The sequence below is a fragment of the Streptomyces sulfonofaciens genome (assembly GCF_014656295.1).
GTDB lineage: Bacteria > Actinomycetota > Actinomycetes > Streptomycetales > Streptomycetaceae > Streptomyces > Streptomyces sulfonofaciens.
Map to the genome: position 1 here is coordinate 312,995 of NZ_BNCD01000004.1, position 14,780 is coordinate 327,774.

The window sequence follows — 14,780 nt, forward strand, 5'->3', positions numbered from 1 at the left end:
CGTTCTAGACTCATGTCCGTGCACGCTCCCGCGGAAGGCCCCGCCCCCATGGCGCGCTTCGGCGGCCTGGTCGCCGGCGGTCTGCGCGAGGTGACGCGCGACCCGGCAGCCCTGGATTCCAGGGGTTTCTGGGTGGTGTCGGCGGACTTCGAGGGCTCGGTGGTGTGCGCCCGCTTCGCCGATGTGCGCAGCGCGCCGGTACCCCCGCCCCGGCCCGGCGGCTGGCACGGTCCCGCCCCGGCCGACTGGACGTCCTCGCTCGACCGCGAGGCGTACACCGCAGGAGTGCGCCGCATCCGGGAGCACATCGCCGCCGGCGACGTCTACCAGGCCAACCTCTGCCGGGTGCTGTCCGCACCGCTGCCGCCCGGCGCGGACGTGGACGCCCTCACCGCCCTGCTGGCCCGGGGCAACCCCGCCCCGTACGCGGGCACCGTCCGACTGCCGGGGCACGGCGTGGAGATCGCCACCGCCTCGCCCGAGCTCTTCCTGCGCAGGAGGGGCCGGTCCGTCGAGTCGGGGCCGATCAAGGGCACCGGCCGCACCGAGGCCGACCTGACGGCCAAGGAGCACGCCGAGAACGTGATGATCGTGGACCTGGTCCGCAACGACCTGGGCAGGGTCTGCGAGACCGGCTCGGTGACCGTCCCCGACCTGTGCGCGGTCGAGAAGCACCCGGGGCTCGTACACCTCGTCTCGACCGTACGCGGTGAGCTGCGGGCGGACGCGGGCTGGCCGGAGCTGCTCGCGGCGGCCTTCCCGCCCGGTTCCGTCACGGGCGCTCCCAAGTCCAGCGCACTGCGGATCATCGGTGCCCTGGAGACCGCGCCGCGCGGCCCCTACTGCGGCGCGATCGGCTGGGTGGACGCCGACCGCGGCACCGGTGAGCTGGCCGTCGGCATCCGGACCTTCTGGGCGGACCGGGGCGCGGCGCGGCTCCGCTTCGGTACGGGCGCGGGGATCATCTGGGAGTCCGACGCCGAGCGGGAGTGGCAGGAGACCGAGCTGAAGGCGGCCCGGCTGCTTGCGGTGGCGTCAGGGCGGCACGGAGCGGGACAGTGGGAAGCAGCACAAGCAGCACAAGCAACACCCGGCACACCCTGATGCATCCGCCACACCCGGCACAGGGAACGGCCACGAGTGAAGGGAACCCGCACGTGAAGATCTGGCTCGACGGCGCGCTCCGGGACGTCGCGTCCGCCCGCGTCTCCGTGTTCGATCACGGGCTGACCGTCGGTGACGGCATCTTCGAGACCCTGAAGTCCGCGCAGGGACGGCCGTTCGCCCTGAGCCGGCACCTGGACCGGCTGGCCCGCTCCGCGCGCGGACTCGGACTGCCCGAACCCGACCGCGACGAGGTGCGGCGTGCCTGCGCCGCCGTGCTGGAGGCCAACCCGGTGCCCCTGGGCAGGCTCCGCATCACCTACACCGGCGGGTACTCACCGCTCAGCTCGGACCGCGGGGACCGGGGCCCCACCCTGGTCGTCGCCGTCTCGCAGGCCACCCGCCGTCCCGACTCCACCGCGACGATCACGGTCCCCTGGACGCGCAACGAACGCGGTGCCCTGGCCGGCCTGAAGACGACCTCCTACGCGGAGAACGTGGTCGCCCTCGCCCGGGCCCAGGAGCAGGGAGCGTCCGAGGCGCTGTTCGCGAACACCGTCGGGCGGCTCTGCGAGGGCACCGGCACCAACGTGTTCGTGGTCCTCGACGGCGAGATCCACACGCCGCCGCTCGCCTCCGGATGCCTGGCGGGCATCACGAGGGCGCTGGTCGTCGAGTGGGCGGGCGCACGGGAGACGGACCTGCCGTTCGACGTGCTGCGGGAGGCCGACGAGGTCTTCGTGACGTCGTCCATGCGCGACCTCCAGGCCGTGCACCGCGTCGACGACCGGGAACTGACCGGTGCGCCGGGCCCCGTCACCGCGAAGGCGATGCGCCTCTTCGACGAGCGCGCGGCGGGCGATCTCGATCCGTGAGGGGCCGGTGACCTCGGCCCGGGCGGTGCCGGCGGCCTCTGCCCGTGCCGGGCGGGGGCCCGGCGGGTCGGGTGCGCCGTCCGCGGGCCCGCCGCAAACCGGGTGACGCGCGGGCCGGCCACGGGGTAGAAAATCCGGGATGACCACCACCCTGCGGCCGACCGAGCCGCTCCAGCACTCCGCCGGCGGAGGACGCTCCCGCCACTACCAGGTGTGCGTGAACAGCCGCGGCGTGGGCACGCTGCACCTCGCCACCCACCCCGACTTCGGCCCGAAGGCGGCCGTCATACGCGAGCTGCACATAGCGGAGCCCGACCGTGGGCGCGGCCGTGGCGCGGTGGCCGTGCTCGCCGCGGAGGAGGTGGCGCGCGGCTGGGGCTGCACCGGGATCCAGGCGGTCGTCCCGGCCGGTGCCGGGCGGGCCCTGGGCCTCGCCACCGCGCTCGGGTACACCGAGCGGGGCCGCGGCATGGACAAGCCGCTGGACGGCGAGCGGCCGGTGCTGCCGCAGGGCAGCGGGACCAGACCGATGACCCGGGACGAGTACGGGCCCTGGTACGAGCAGCGGAAGCTGGACTGCGCGCGAAGCTGGATGGCGCGCGGTGTCGGGGAGGCCGAGGCGTGGGCCAAGTCGGAGGCGGACCACACCCGCTTTCTGCCGCGCGGCCTGGACACCGAGGACACGCTGCTGGCGGTCCTGGAGCAGACGGGGGAGCCGGTCGGCTCGCTCTGGCTGAAGCTGGCGGACACGCCCGCGTTCGTGCTGGGCGTGGAGGTGGACGAGGAGCGCCGCGGCCGCGGGCACGGCAGGACCCTGATGCTCGCCGCCGAGGGCGCCGCGCTGGACGCGGGCCTGGACCGCATCGGACTGCACGTGGCCGCGGACAACACCACGGCCGTGCGCCTGTACGAGTCGCTCGGCTACCGGCCCACGGTGCACGACATGTACAAACAGCTCCTCTAGCAACCCGGCGGGCGGCCCCTGCGGGGGTAGTGCCGCGCCCAGGGGCCGGGCCGGGGTGGGGCGGGTTGGGACCGGGGCCGTGCCGGGCGACGTCCGGGCGGGGGCGCCGGCGCGGGCGCAGCCCAGGGGTTGCCGGGCGCGCAGCCCATGGGTTGCCGGGCGGCGTGCGGAGCACACCGCCTGCGCCGGGGCCCGCGTTCTACGCGTCCCCGAGCAGCCCGTCCACGATCTCCTCGATGCGGGCCCGCAGGCCCTCCTGGCTCCTGCCGCCGTCCAGGCGCCGTCCGGCGATCACATAGGTGGGCGTGCCGGTCACCCCGATCGCCTTGCCCTCCGCCTGGTCGGCGTCGACGGCGAGGATGTGCCGGCCGTCCACCAGGGCGGTGTCGAACTCCTCCGCGTCCAGGCCGAGTTCGCGCGCCACCTCGACGAGGAGCGGCTCCCCCTCGCGGCCGAGTTCCGCGACCCTGCCGAGCACCGCCTCCGCGTACGGCCAGCCGCGGCCCTGGACGAGGGCCTCCTCGGCGGCCTGGGCCGCGGCGAAGGCGTGCCGGTGCTTGTCCAGGGGGAAGTGCCGCAGCCGCAGTTCCAGGCGGTCGCCGTAGCGGTCGCGCAGCGCCCGCAGGTCGTCGAGCGCGGTGCGGCAGTCGGGGCACTGGAGCTCGCACCAGACGTCCAGGACGGGCCGTCCGGCGGGCTGTGCGGTCGAGGAGTCGTTCATGGGCCCAGTCTTCCAGCTCGGGCCGGTCCGCCGGGCCGGGCCTGAGTTCGGGCGGTCAGCCGGCCCGGGCCGGTGCCCCGTGCGGTCGGCCGGCGGTCCGTCGCGCCTGCCGGGTCGCGTCGCAACGTCATCCCGCCCGCCGGTCCGCCTCGCGGCGTCGGCCCGTCCGTCCCTCGGTTCGGCCGGTCCGCCGGTTCGGCGCGTCTTCCGGTCCCGGGCGTCTTCCGGTCCCGTATCGCCGCCCGGCCGTGGGCCGGGCGGGCGCCCTTCCCGCTCCGGTGGCCCCGGCGGCGGCACCTGAGGAGGATCCCGTCCCGGAGATCTCCCTGATGGTGCGCCGGGGACGGTGGCCCGGGGATGCGGGCAGAGGCAGGATGGAGGGAGGCAGCCACCCGCCACCGTGTCACTGGAGGACAGCATGCTCGCCGAGACCGTCTGTTCCGCCGTGTCCGCGGCGGGCCTGGGCATCGCCGTGGTCAGCGCCTACCGCAGGCGCTTCCTCGCGGCCGCCCGTATCGCGGCCTACGCACTCGTGCCCGTCGCCCTGGTCATGACCGGAGTCGTCGAGTGGCTGGCCGGCACGGCGTTCAGCCCCACCGCCTGGGCCGGGTTCGGCGTCCTCGGCCTCTCGTGGCTGCTGTTCGCGACCACCCGCGCCGTGGAGCGGCGCAGAGGCGGTACCCGCAAGGAGCGCAGGGCGACGAAGGCGGCCCAGCGGGACTCCGTCGCCCCGGGGGCGTCCGCGCCCGCGCTCGGCCCGACACAGGATCGGGAAGGGCAGGGCCGGGCCCAGTCCGACCGGAGCAGGCGGTCCGGCGGCCGCGGCGCCGCTGACGACGACTTCGGCGACATCGAGGCCATCCTGAAGAAGCACGGCATCTGACCGCCCCCGGACACGGCACACGACTGCCCCGGGCGTACGGCGCCCGACTGCCCCGGGCGTGCGGCGCCCGACCGTTCTCGGGCGTGCGGCGGCCTACCGTCCCTGGGCGCGGCGCCCGACCGTTCTCGGGCGTGCGGCGGCCTACCGTCCCTGGGCGCGGCGCCCTACCGTTCCCGGGCGCGACGCCCTGCCGTCCCCTGCCGCACCGCCCCCGATCAGGATCACCACCCTGTCCCCGCGGCATCCCTTCCCACGGCTTCCTGCCGCGGTGCCCCGCGATGCCCCGACGAATCCGCAATCGGGGCGGTTGTCGGGCGGTTGTCAGTATCGCTCCGCCCGCGGTCATCACCCGCCACACTCCGTCACCTTGGTAGTCATTCATCACGGAATCCGGCGAACTACCGTGCATTTCGGGCGTGTTGATCGCCAAGGGGACAGCGCCTGCGACATGATCACCGCGAGATGCTCGACACAACGCAAAGCGACGCTGCCCCGGTCACCGATGAACGGCGAGGCTGTCTTTTCGCCCTTTCCCAGCCACCCTTGATGATCTTCCTGGCGGTGATCGGCTGCCTTCTGCTGCTGGCGTCGCTGCATGACCTTTTACTGCTGTGAGCCGGACCGCCGGCGCGGCCCGTGCAGGCCGCGCCGGCCGGTCGGCGGGGCCGGGGCCCTGCCCGCCAAGCCGGATCCTGCTGCCGTCCTCGCCCTCGCCCTTGCCCCGGCCCACCGGTCGTCCGGCCCGCGGGCGCGCTGCGGCGCAGGGCCGCAGTCCCCGTCCGCCGGGGCTCGCGCCGGGAGCTGCGTCCGGCGGACTCCGGACGGGGACTGACCGCCGTGCACCTTCCGTGCCCCTCCCGCGTACCCGGCGCTGCGGTCAGCCGGTGGCCTCCTTGCGCCGCGCACGGTAGGCGGCGACGTGCAGGCGGTTGCCGCAGGTCCGGCTGTCGCAGTACCGGCGTGAACGGTTGCGGGACAGGTCCACGAAGGCGTGGTCGCAGTCGGGTGCCGCACAGCGCCGCAGCCGCTCCTGCTCGCCCGCGACGACGAAGAACGCCAGCGCCATCCCGCCGTCGGCCGCCAGGTGGTCCGCGACGGACGCGCCGGGCGCGAAGTAGTGCACGTGCCAGTCGAAGCCGTCGTGGTCCGTCAGTTGCGGGGTCGTCCCCGCGCCCGCCACCAGCTCGTTGATCAGCTTCGCGGCGCTGCGGGCGTCCTGCGCCGCGAAGATGTCCGTGAACCGGGTGCGGGCCGCACGCACGGCCGAGAGGTCGTCTTCGGTGAGTTCGCCCACGTCGCTGATGCTGTGCTGCTGCACGAAGGCGCGCAGCGCCGCCACGTCCGCGAGGCCGTCGGGCTCCGGCGCGGAGTTCACCAGGTCCACCACGGCGTCGAGGGCGCACCGGGTGTCGTGGGTAATGAGCACGATTCGCTCCCTGCCCGTCGAGATCGGGCCGGAGCCCGCCGATGCTCGCCGATGCTAGCGGCTTCCCGACATGGACGGCCGGGGCGTCCCCGGTGGGGCCGGCAGGGCTCCTGGGGCTCCTGCGGCCTCTCCACGGAGTCGGCCGGGGTGTGACAGGCGGGCCGGGCGCCGTGGGCCCGGGCCGGGCGCCGCAGCCCGTGGCACCGGCAGGGGCCGACACGACAGGGGCCGGCAAGAACCGTCAGGGCCCGCCCAGGCCCTCGACGGGGCAGGGGCCGGTAGGGCCGGCAGGGACCGGTAGGGCGGGCAGGGACCGGTAGGGCGGGCAGGCGCGGGGATCCGGGGCACGCACGGGCGCCGTCACCGAGGGGGTTGCCCGCGATGACGGCGCCCGTACGTGCCCTGTGGGATTGCCGTGTGTCGGTGTGGCTCGTGTGTCGCTGTGGGCTCGTGCCGTCTCCCCGAGTCGGACGGCGCCGAGCTGCTTCCCGCCTCCGGCCTAGCTCTCGGCGAGGATGTGGGAGAGCTCCGTGTCGAGATCGAAATGACGGTGCTCCGTGCCTGGTGGCACGGCCGCGTCCGTCCGCTTCAGAAAGGACTCCAGGGCCCGCGCCGGGGCCTCGAGCAGGGCCTCGCCCTCCGGCGAGCTCAGGGCGATGCAGACGACACCCTGACCGTGGCTGCGGGACGGCCAGACGCGGACGTCGCCCGTGCCGGTGGGCCTGTGCAGACCCTCGGCGAGGAGGTCGCGGGCGAACACCCACTCGACGGTCTCCTCGGCACCGGTGTGGAAGGTGGCGTGCACGGCATAGGGGTCGGCCGTGTCATACCGCAGTCCCGCAGGAACAGGCAGTGAGGACTCGCTCGACACAACGAGGCGCAGGTGCAGCTCGCAGCTGACCGTGGTGTTCATAAGCGCCAGGGCCTTTCGCTCAGTGTGCGCTCGGGGATTCGCACGTCGGCGAAATCGACATGCCACCTACGGTGCCGTTGTAAACCCCCTTGAGGGTTTTGGGTGTCTTTAGGTAGCTCGTACGGCGGAGTTTTGTTTACCGGTAGCGTCCATTCCGGTGACTGGATTTCGTCGGGTAAGTTTGGTCGTATGAATACGGGGAGTGACGATATCCGGTCCGGTTCCACCATGGCCGAAGAGCCGTCGGATCGTGGTCTCGGGTCGCGGGCGCCCAGGTTTGTCCAGGAGAGTCGCACCCTCCACCTGAGCTGGCGGGTGGGCGTCTTCATCGTGGGCCTCGCCGTGGTCGTCGGCGGAGTGCTGCTGCTGCCGCTGCCGGGTCCCGGCTGGCTGGTGATCTTCGCCGGGGTCGGGGTCTGGGCGACCGAGTTCGTCTGGGCGCAACTGGTGCTCCGCTGGACCAAACGCAAGGTCACCGCGGCGACACGGCGTGCGCTCGACCCGGCCGTGCGGCGCAGGAACATCATGGTGACCGGCGCGCTCGTTATCGTCGTCGCGGCACTCGTCGCGGTCTACCTCTGGCAGTTCGGCTGGGGGCCGCCCTGGAGCGGCGACCGGTGATCCGCCTCCGGGGCGCGGGCCGCCGCCGGCTGGTCACGAGCACCCGCTGACATGCGGTAATGTTCTTCGTGCACCCGGGCGATTAGCTCAGTGGGAGAGCGCTTCGTTCACACCGAAGAGGTCACTGGTTCGAACCCAGTATCGCCCACCGGACCGAGGGTGGCGTGTCCGCGCAGAGCGCGGGCGCGCCACCCTCGTTTGCTTGTGCGCTCGGCCCGGACGGGTCGGCCCGCCGCGTCGTCCGGCGTGTTTCGCGCGGCCCGGTTCGACGCGCCGCGCCCGGCCCGGCCCGGTGCCGCCGTCCGAGGGGCCTTCGGTGGAGCGTGGGCGTGTCGGGTTCCGGTGCGGCCCGGTTCTTGCCGCCGCCCTTTCGGGTGAGTCGTTACGCTTTTCGGCGGATACCTGCCGTGTGCCATCCGGGGATGGAAACCAACCGAACTTCACCCATGAGGCGCTGTTCGTGCTCGAACGATGCGGGATGGACCGGTTCGCGTTTCTGCAACCCGGCGATTTCCGATCCCGCGCGCAGCATTCCTGTGCGCACGGTGCCGCAGACACGTTCCCCATACGCCGGCGGAAGCGAAAGGCTCGGCATTGCCGGGGAATTGCCGCCGCGCGGCACGGTCTCCTCGGGGCCGTTCACGCCCGTGGTGCTGGCGCGTCCTCCCCAACACCGCGCGCACGCGGTGCACATCCCCCAGACGCCGCTCATTGGTGGCGCCCAGGCCGAGCAGCGCGAGCCCGACCAGTGCCGGCGTCGCCCAGCGGGGGAGCGCACCTGCCACCTGTGCGACGTACGGGGCGAGTTCGTGCAGCGCGTCCACCACGAGTACCGCACCGCCCAGCAGCAGCGGCGCCTGAAGCCGAAGGCGGGCGCCCGCCAGAGTGACCAGCGGGCCGCCAGGCCGAGCAGCGGCGGCCGCGCCCAGTGCGCGTCCGCCCATGCGGCGGCCGGCGCCGGCAGCGGCGCCGCCGCGAGACCGGGGCCGTGGGCCGTCCAGGACGACGCCGTGCGGTCGCGGCGCCGTCGTACCACGCCGACCAGCAGCGCAGGCGCGCTCACCACGAGCGTGTACGCCTCGGGCGCGGTCACGTCTCCGCCAGCCGTATCCAGGCGGCCGGTACGACAGTGCCACCGCGAGACCGCCGGCGCCCCGGCGGTGCTCCTCGCGGACGGCGGCCGCGGCGGCGAGCACCGCACACAGCCCGAGCACCGGCGAAAGCGCCGGGTCACCCACCGCGAGTGCCACCGCGACCAGTCCGGCCAGCACCGCGCCAGCCTCCACCGGCATGCTCGGCGGCCGCCCCGGACGGGCGGCGGGCGCGATCGCGGCGGCCGGTACCAGCAGGACGAGCGGCACGCCGCCGAGCGTCAGCAGTACGTTCTGCATCCTGGGCGGTGTGGTGTCCGGGGCCGCCGCGGCGCGGCCCGTCCCCGGCGGCAGCGGAGCGCGCGGCAGGGTGCCCGGTGCCGAAGTGTCCGGTGTCGAAGTGCCCAGTGTCGCGGGGCGCGGCGTCGCGGGGCGCGGTACCGCCGTGCGCGGCGTCGGGTGGGTCGCGTCCGCGGAAGGCGGTGGGGCCCCTGGGGCCACGGGCCCCGGGCCCGCGGCGCGTTCTGCCCGTGCGGTGCGCCGTGCCCGTGCGGTATGTCCTGCGTGTGGCGGGTCCTGCGGGTGTGGTGTGCCCTGTGCGTGGGGCGGGTCCCGCGCGTGCGGCGCCGTCGTCGTGTCCAGGACGTGGACCAGCCAGGCCCTGCGCGCCAGCGGCACGGCCCCGCGGGAATCCAGTTGCCGCAACTCGCGGTCGAGGATGCAGCTCCTCGGCGGGAGGATGCCATGGCCGAGGAGTGTGCGGCCGGTGCCCCGCTCCGTCATGAGCACGCGTACTCAGGGGCGTACTCGGACCGGCCCGTGCCGACGGCCCCTCGGCTCGGGTCCCCGGACGCCCGGCCCAAGTCCCGGACGCAGCAGCGTCGCCGCAGTCGGTCAGACTGGGGCCATGGACTGGTGTCACTACCGATTCCGCAGCATGTGGAGACTGCCCAGGAAACCCGCGGACGTCTACAGCGTGCTGGAGCGCGCCCATGAGTACCCGGTGTGGTGGCCCCAGGTCCGCGAGGTCACCCCGCTCGACGAGCACTCCGGCACCGTACGCTTCCGCTCCCTGCTGCCGTACGACCTCGTGGTCGCGGTCCGCGAGCTGCGGCGCGAACCGGACGCCGGGATACTGGCGGTCGCGATGACCGGCGACCTGGACGGCTGGGCCCGCTGGACCCTCGCCACCGCACCCGGCGGCGCCGGTACCCGCGCCCTGTACGAGCAGGAGGTCGACGTGCGCAAACCGCTCATGCGGCGGCTCGCGCTGCCCTGCCGGCCCGCCTTCCTCCTCAACCACGCCCTGATGATGCGCGACGGACGCCGCGGCCTGGCGGGCCGCCTGGAAACGGTTTGAACCACGGGCGCCCGGACCTGTATGGTTCAGTCGTTCCCGGGCGATTAGCTCAGTGGGAGAGCGCTTCGTTCACACCGAAGAGGCCACTGGTTCGAACCCAGTATCGCCCACCGCGAGCGAGGGTGGTGTGTCCGCAGAAAATGCGGACACACCACCCTCGCTCCTTTTTCTGCCTCAGCAGGCTGTGCCTCGCACGGCGCATGCCTCCCCTTCACCCCTTGCCCCGTTGTTCAGCGCGCCCCCCGGCACCGCGGGCGTGGGTGCCCCGGTGCGGGGACGGTGGTCCCTCGTGCTCCCGGCCGGTGCCCCATCCCGCCGGGCGGCCCTCCGCGGTAGCGGGCTAGGACCGCTGCCGGTGGGTGCCGGGGTCGGACCGCCGGCGGCGGTGCCGGGGTCAGGCCGCCGCCGGGACTTCGGGGCGCAGCGGCCAGGACGGGTCCACCGCCTCGGGCGAGCCGCTGTGGGCGAACCACGCCTGGAGACCGCGGGCCTGCGCCGCGTACCAGTCCGTCTGCAGGGCGTGCAGCTCCGTCGGCGTCAGCCGCTCCAGACGGGCCGCGAAACGCCTGCCCACGGCGCGCACCACATCCAGCGCGGCGGTCGCGTCGGCGGCCGCGTCATGCGCTCCGGACAGCTCCACCTCGTACTGGGCGCACAGATCCGCGAGGGTGCGGCGGCCCTTGCGGTAGCGGTCCAGATGCTTGTCCAGCACCCGGGGATCGAGCACACACAGCGGCGCGCCGCCCAGATACAGGTCCAGGGACGACGCGCGGTGGCGGCGCAACTCGCGGTCCAGCAGGGTCAGGTCGAACGGTGCGTTCATCACGACCAGCGGGCGGCCCGCCGCGCTGTGCCCCGCCAGCTCCCTGCCTATCTCCTCCATCACCGGCGCGGGCCACCGCCCCTCCCGCTCCAGATGGCGCTGCGTCAGTCCATGCACGGCCGTGGCCTCCGGCGGTACCGGGACCCCCGGGTTCACCAGCCAGCGCAGCACGCGCGGCTTGGTCCCCGGAGCGTCCTGGACGACGACGGCGGCCGACACGATCCTGTCGGTCTCCACGTCCACGCCGGTGGTCTCGGTGTCGAACGCGACCAGCGGTCCCTCGTACCAGCACGTCATGTCACCCCAACTCCCCTCCGCGCCGTCGGCAGTTGACGCGCCGTCCCCTGCCCCGGTTTGGTCATACCCGGGCTGTTTGCGCACTACGCCGTTCGCGCGCCACGGCGAACGGCATCAACACGGTTACGAGGCCCGGGAATTGGGCCTGGAGTCGGCCCGGGGGCCGGGACCTGGGACCCGGGGACTTGGTGGGACCACTGGGACCCGACTCCCGCATGGCAGGTCCGGGGATGGTCCGTCCTGCGCGCGGACACCCACCGGAGTCCGTGCCGCTGTGCTGCCCGGCACCCGGACGGACAGGACCCGCGTCGTCCGCGGACGCCCCAGGCCGCCAGGTCCCCGGTCTCCCGGTCCTCCGGTCTCCCGCTCTCTCGTCCGCTCGGCTTTTCCTCCTCCCGGCCTCCCGGCCCCGCTCCTCGGCCTGCGGGACCTGCTCGGCCGGGCCCGGGCCGTGGTCGGCCGCAGCGGCACGCCCGCCGCTCGCGAGGCGCTCACCGCACTCGCCCCGCCCGGCGACGGGATCCGCCGGTGGCGCGATCTGCCCGCGGACCCGGGGGCGCCTGCCGCGCCCTGCGATCACCGGGAGTGGGCGCCGCTCGGGCGTCGGTCGAGCGTCGGTCGAGCGGGACACATGCGGTGGCGGGCGCGTGGGGCTGCCGGCACGTGCCGTGGCTCAGCCGGCGCGTGCGGTGGCGGACGCCCGGGCTGGGGCCGGCACCGGCGGTGGTCAGGGGGCCGGTACGGCGGCGGTGTACCGGGCGGGGTGGAGGCCGGTACCGGGCGGGGCGGGCCGTACTGCGGCGGTGGCCGCAGGGGTCCGGGCGCCGGTTGCCGGCCGCTGCGACCGGGGAGGCGGGGGCAGCCGCGGACAACTGTTTAGCGGTCGGCGCCCCGGGCTCGGTACGATCGACCACCGACGGCACACGCGAGCCGGTGCGCCGTCCCCACCTTCAGGCAGGAGAGACCGGTGTCAGACGTCCGTGTGATCATCCAACGCGATTCCGAGCGGGAAGAGCGCGTGGTGACTGCGGGCACTACGGCCGCCGACCTCTTCGCCGGCGAGCGCACCGTGGTCGCGGCCCGGGTGGGCGGCGAGCTGAAGGACCTCGCGTACCAGGTCCAGGACGGCGAGCGGGTCGAGCCCGTGGAGATCTCCTCGCAGGACGGCCTGAACATCCTGCGCCACTCCACCGCGCACGTCATGGCCCAGGCCGTGCAGGAGATCTTCCCCGAGGCCAAGCTGGGCATCGGCCCGCCCATCCGGGACGGCTTCTACTACGACTTCGACGTGCCCGAGCCGTTCACCCCCGAGGACCTCAAGCGCATCGAGAAGAAGATGCAGGAGATCCAGAAGCGGGGCCAGCGGTTCTCGCGCCGCGTCACCACCGACGAGGCGGCGCGCGAGGAGCTGGCCGACGAGCCGTACAAGCTGGAGCTGATCGGCCTCAAGGGGAACGCGGCGCAGGCCGCCGACGGCGCCGACGCCGAGGTCGGCGGTGGCGAGCTGACCATCTACGACAACCTCGACGCCAAGACCGGCGAGCTGTGCTGGAAGGACCTGTGCCGGGGCCCGCACCTGCCCAGCACCCGTGTCATCCCGGCGTTCAAGCTGATGCGCTCGGCGGCCGCCTACTGGCGCGGCAGCGAGAAGAACCCCCAGCTCCAGCGCATCTACGGCACCGCATGGCCGTCCAAGGACGAGCTGAAGGCGCACCTGGACCTCCTCGCCGAGGCCGAGCGGCGCGACCACCGCAAGCTGGGCACCGAGCTGGACCTCTTCTCCTTCCCCGAGGAGCTCGGCCCCGGCCTCGCGGTCTTCCATCCCAAGGGCGGCATCGTGCGCCGGGAGATGGAGACCTACTCCCGCAAGCGGCACGAGGACGCGGACTACGAGTTCGTGAACACTCCGCACATCTCCAAGGAACGCCTCTTCGAGATCTCGGGCCACCTGCCGAACTACTCCGACGGGATGTTCCCGCCGCTGCAGTTCGACGAGCAGAACTACCGCCTGAAGGCGATGAACTGCCCGATGCACAACCTGGTCTTCAAGGCCCGCGGCCGGTCCTACCGCGAACTCCCGCTGCGGCTCTTCGAGTTCGGCACGGTCTACCGCTACGAGAAGTCCGGCGTCGTGCACGGCCTGACCCGTTCGCGGGGCTTCACCCAGGACGACTCGCACATCTACTGCACCAAGGAGCAGATGCCGCAGGAGCTCGACTCGCTCCTCACCTTCGTGCTCGACCTGCTGCGCGACTACGGCCTGCACGACTTCGAGCTGGAGCTTTCCACCCGCGACCCCGAGTCCGACAAGTTCATCGGCGAGGACGCGGAGTGGGAGGAGGCCACCGAGACCCTGCGGCAGGCCGCCGAGAAGCAGGGCCTGCCGCTGGTCCCTGACCCGGGCGGCGCCGCCTACTACGGTCCGAAGATCTCCGTGCAGGCCCGTGACGCCATCGGCCGGTCCTGGCAGATGTCGACCATCCAGGTCGACTTCCAGCAGCCCAAGCGGTTCGCCCTGGAGTACACCGCTGCGGACGGCTCCAAGCAGCAGCCGGTCATGATCCACCGTGCCCTCTTCGGCTCCATCGAGCGGTTCTTCGCCGTACTGCTCGAGCACTACGCGGGCGCCTTCCCGGCGTGGCTCGCGCCGGTGCAGGCCGTCGGTATCCCGGTCGGCGACACCCATGTGCCCTACCTGGCGGAGTTCGCCAAGAAGGCCAAGGACCGGGGGCTGCGCGTCGAGGTCGACACCTCCACGGACCGCATGCAGAAGAAGATCAGGAACGCCCAGAAGCAGAAGATCCCGTTCATGGTGATCGTCGGCGACGACGACATGAACGCGGGCACCGTCTCCTTCCGCTACCGCGACGGTTCCCAGGAGAACGGGATCCCCGTCGACGAGGCCCTGGCGAAGATCGAGAAGGTCGTCGAGGACCGCGCCCAGGTCTGACGCACGAGCTGTGGGAAGGCCTCCGGGAAGTGCCCGGGGGCCTATGCCCCGGGCGCCCCGCGAAGCCATATGCTGCACTTCATGACGAGTGAGCCGGAGCAGCAGATCGGGGTCGGAACGCCGGACGCCTTCCAGCGCCTGTGGACGCCCCATCGGATGGCCTACATCCAGGGCGAGAACAAGCCGACCGGCCCGGGAGCCGGTGACGGTTGCCCCTTCTGCTCCATTCCGTCCAAGTCCGACGAGGACGGGCTGATCATCAAGCGGGGCGAGCAGGTGTACGCGGTGCTGAACCTCTACCCGTACAACGGCGGCCACCTGATGGTCGTCCCCTTCCGGCATGTCGCCGACTACACGGACCTCACCACCGAGGAGACCGCGGAACTCGCCGAGCTCACCAAGCAGGCGATGACGGCCCTGCGGGTCGCCTCGGGGGCGCACGGCTTCAATATCGGCATGAACCAGGGCGCCGTAGCCGGCGCGGGCATCGCCGCCCACCTCCACCAGCACGTCGTGCCCCGCTGGGGCGGCGACACCAACTTCATGCCCGTCGTGGGGCACACGAAGGTGCTGCCCCAGCTCCTTGCGGACACCCGCGCGATGCTGGCGTCGGCCTGGCCGGCGGTGTAACCCGGGACGGCATCCCCGTCATGCCGTCCATCCTGGTCATGCCGTCCGTCATGCCGCCCCTCGTGTGTGGGCACAGGAGGCGGTTGGGGTCCGCTCCGAGGCCAGGAGGCCCAGAGGCCGCA

General features: G+C 73.2%; 14 protein-coding genes, 2 tRNA genes and 1 pseudogene. 11 read left to right on the forward strand and 6 right to left on the reverse strand.

Features of this window, described 5'->3' with window-relative positions; all coding sequences use genetic code 11:
- Positions 1 to 12: 12 nt before the first annotated feature.
- The 3 genes from IE313_RS09500 to IE313_RS09510 all read left to right on the forward strand — a co-directional run bounded on the left by IE313_RS09500 (position 13) and on the right by IE313_RS09510 (position 2,943).
- The gene (locus IE313_RS09500) at positions 13 to 1,104 is read left to right on the forward strand and encodes a chorismate-binding protein (RefSeq protein ID WP_189930528.1); all 1,092 of its coding nucleotides are present in this window, start codon (positions 13 to 15) and stop codon (positions 1,102 to 1,104) included.
- 53 nt (positions 1,105 to 1,157) lie between these two features.
- Positions 1,158 to 1,979: an aminotransferase class IV gene (locus IE313_RS09505; RefSeq protein WP_189930529.1), complete on the forward strand. Its 822-nt coding sequence runs from the start codon at positions 1,158 to 1,160 to the stop codon at positions 1,977 to 1,979.
- Positions 1,980 to 2,118: 139 nt separating this feature from the next.
- On the forward strand, positions 2,119 to 2,943 hold the full coding sequence (locus IE313_RS09510; protein ID WP_189930530.1) for a GNAT family N-acetyltransferase: 825 nt from the start codon (positions 2,119 to 2,121) through the stop codon (positions 2,941 to 2,943).
- A gap of 199 nt (positions 2,944 to 3,142) precedes the next feature.
- On the opposite strand, the gene IE313_RS09515 is transcribed toward IE313_RS09510, so the two are convergent.
- A complete protein-coding gene (locus tag IE313_RS09515) occupies positions 3,143 to 3,664 on the reverse strand; it encodes a DsbA family protein (RefSeq protein WP_189930531.1) in 522 nt (173 codons plus the stop codon).
- A gap of 418 nt (positions 3,665 to 4,082) precedes the next feature.
- Here IE313_RS09515 and IE313_RS09520 point away from each other — a divergent pair, with 418 nt between their 5' ends.
- Together IE313_RS09520 and IE313_RS09525 are read left to right on the forward strand one after the other, a co-directional pair.
- On the forward strand, positions 4,083 to 4,547 hold the full coding sequence (locus IE313_RS09520; protein WP_189930532.1) for a hypothetical protein: 465 nt from the start codon (positions 4,083 to 4,085) through the stop codon (positions 4,545 to 4,547).
- Between the two features lie 462 nt (positions 4,548 to 5,009).
- On the forward strand, positions 5,010 to 5,162 hold the full coding sequence (locus IE313_RS09525; protein WP_189930533.1) for a hypothetical protein: 153 nt from the start codon (positions 5,010 to 5,012) through the stop codon (positions 5,160 to 5,162).
- A gap of 262 nt (positions 5,163 to 5,424) precedes the next feature.
- On the opposite strand, the gene IE313_RS09530 is transcribed toward IE313_RS09525, so the two are convergent.
- Positions 5,425 to 5,973: a CGNR zinc finger domain-containing protein gene (locus IE313_RS09530; protein ID WP_189930534.1), complete on the reverse strand. Its 549-nt coding sequence runs from the start codon at positions 5,971 to 5,973 to the stop codon at positions 5,425 to 5,427.
- A 499-nt stretch (positions 5,974 to 6,472) separates the two neighbouring features.
- On the reverse strand, positions 6,473 to 6,886 hold the full coding sequence (locus tag IE313_RS09535) for an SsgA family sporulation/cell division regulator (RefSeq protein WP_003959770.1): 414 nt from the start codon (positions 6,884 to 6,886) through the stop codon (positions 6,473 to 6,475).
- A 189-nt stretch (positions 6,887 to 7,075) separates the two neighbouring features.
- Here IE313_RS09535 and IE313_RS09540 point away from each other — a divergent pair, with 189 nt between their 5' ends.
- Together IE313_RS09540 and IE313_RS09545 are read left to right on the forward strand one after the other, a co-directional pair.
- A complete protein-coding gene (locus IE313_RS09540; RefSeq protein WP_189930535.1) occupies positions 7,076 to 7,507 on the forward strand; it encodes a TIGR02611 family protein in 432 nt (143 codons plus the stop codon).
- Positions 7,508 to 7,583: 76 nt separating this feature from the next.
- Positions 7,584 to 7,655: transfer RNA gene (locus IE313_RS09545), tRNA-Val, on the forward strand.
- A gap of 292 nt (positions 7,656 to 7,947) precedes the next feature.
- Here the strand turns inward: IE313_RS09545 and IE313_RS36345 are convergent.
- Entirely contained in the window at positions 7,948 to 8,451 is a 504-nt protein-coding gene (locus tag IE313_RS36345; protein ID WP_373316957.1) for an SCO7613 C-terminal domain-containing membrane protein, read from the reverse strand.
- An 11-nt stretch (positions 8,452 to 8,462) separates the two neighbouring features.
- Positions 8,463 to 8,741, reverse strand: a pseudogene (locus IE313_RS36350) (SCO7613 C-terminal domain-containing membrane protein); the annotation flags it as partial.
- Positions 8,742 to 9,505: 764 nt separating this feature from the next.
- On the opposite strand from IE313_RS36350, the gene IE313_RS09555 reads away from it, so the two are divergent.
- The gene (locus IE313_RS09555) at positions 9,506 to 9,958 is read left to right on the forward strand and encodes an SRPBCC family protein (protein WP_189930537.1); all 453 of its coding nucleotides are present in this window, start codon (positions 9,506 to 9,508) and stop codon (positions 9,956 to 9,958) included.
- Positions 9,959 to 9,996: 38 nt separating this feature from the next.
- Positions 9,997 to 10,068: transfer RNA gene (locus IE313_RS09560), tRNA-Val, on the forward strand.
- Between the two features lie 284 nt (positions 10,069 to 10,352).
- Here IE313_RS09560 and IE313_RS09565 read toward each other — a convergent pair.
- Positions 10,353 to 11,078: a 3'-5' exonuclease gene (locus IE313_RS09565; protein ID WP_189930538.1), complete on the reverse strand. Its 726-nt coding sequence runs from the start codon at positions 11,076 to 11,078 to the stop codon at positions 10,353 to 10,355.
- 967 nt (positions 11,079 to 12,045) lie between these two features.
- On the opposite strand from IE313_RS09565, the gene thrS reads away from it, so the two are divergent.
- Positions 12,046 to 14,028 carry a threonine--tRNA ligase gene (thrS, locus tag IE313_RS09570; protein ID WP_189930539.1) on the forward strand — a complete coding sequence of 661 codons (1,983 nt, stop codon included), beginning with the start codon at positions 12,046 to 12,048 and terminating at the stop codon, positions 14,026 to 14,028.
- Positions 14,029 to 14,097: 69 nt separating this feature from the next.
- The gene (locus tag IE313_RS09575; protein WP_189930540.1) at positions 14,098 to 14,658 is read left to right on the forward strand and encodes an HIT family protein; all 561 of its coding nucleotides are present in this window, start codon (positions 14,098 to 14,100) and stop codon (positions 14,656 to 14,658) included.
- The last annotated feature ends 122 nt before the right edge of the window (positions 14,659 to 14,780 follow it).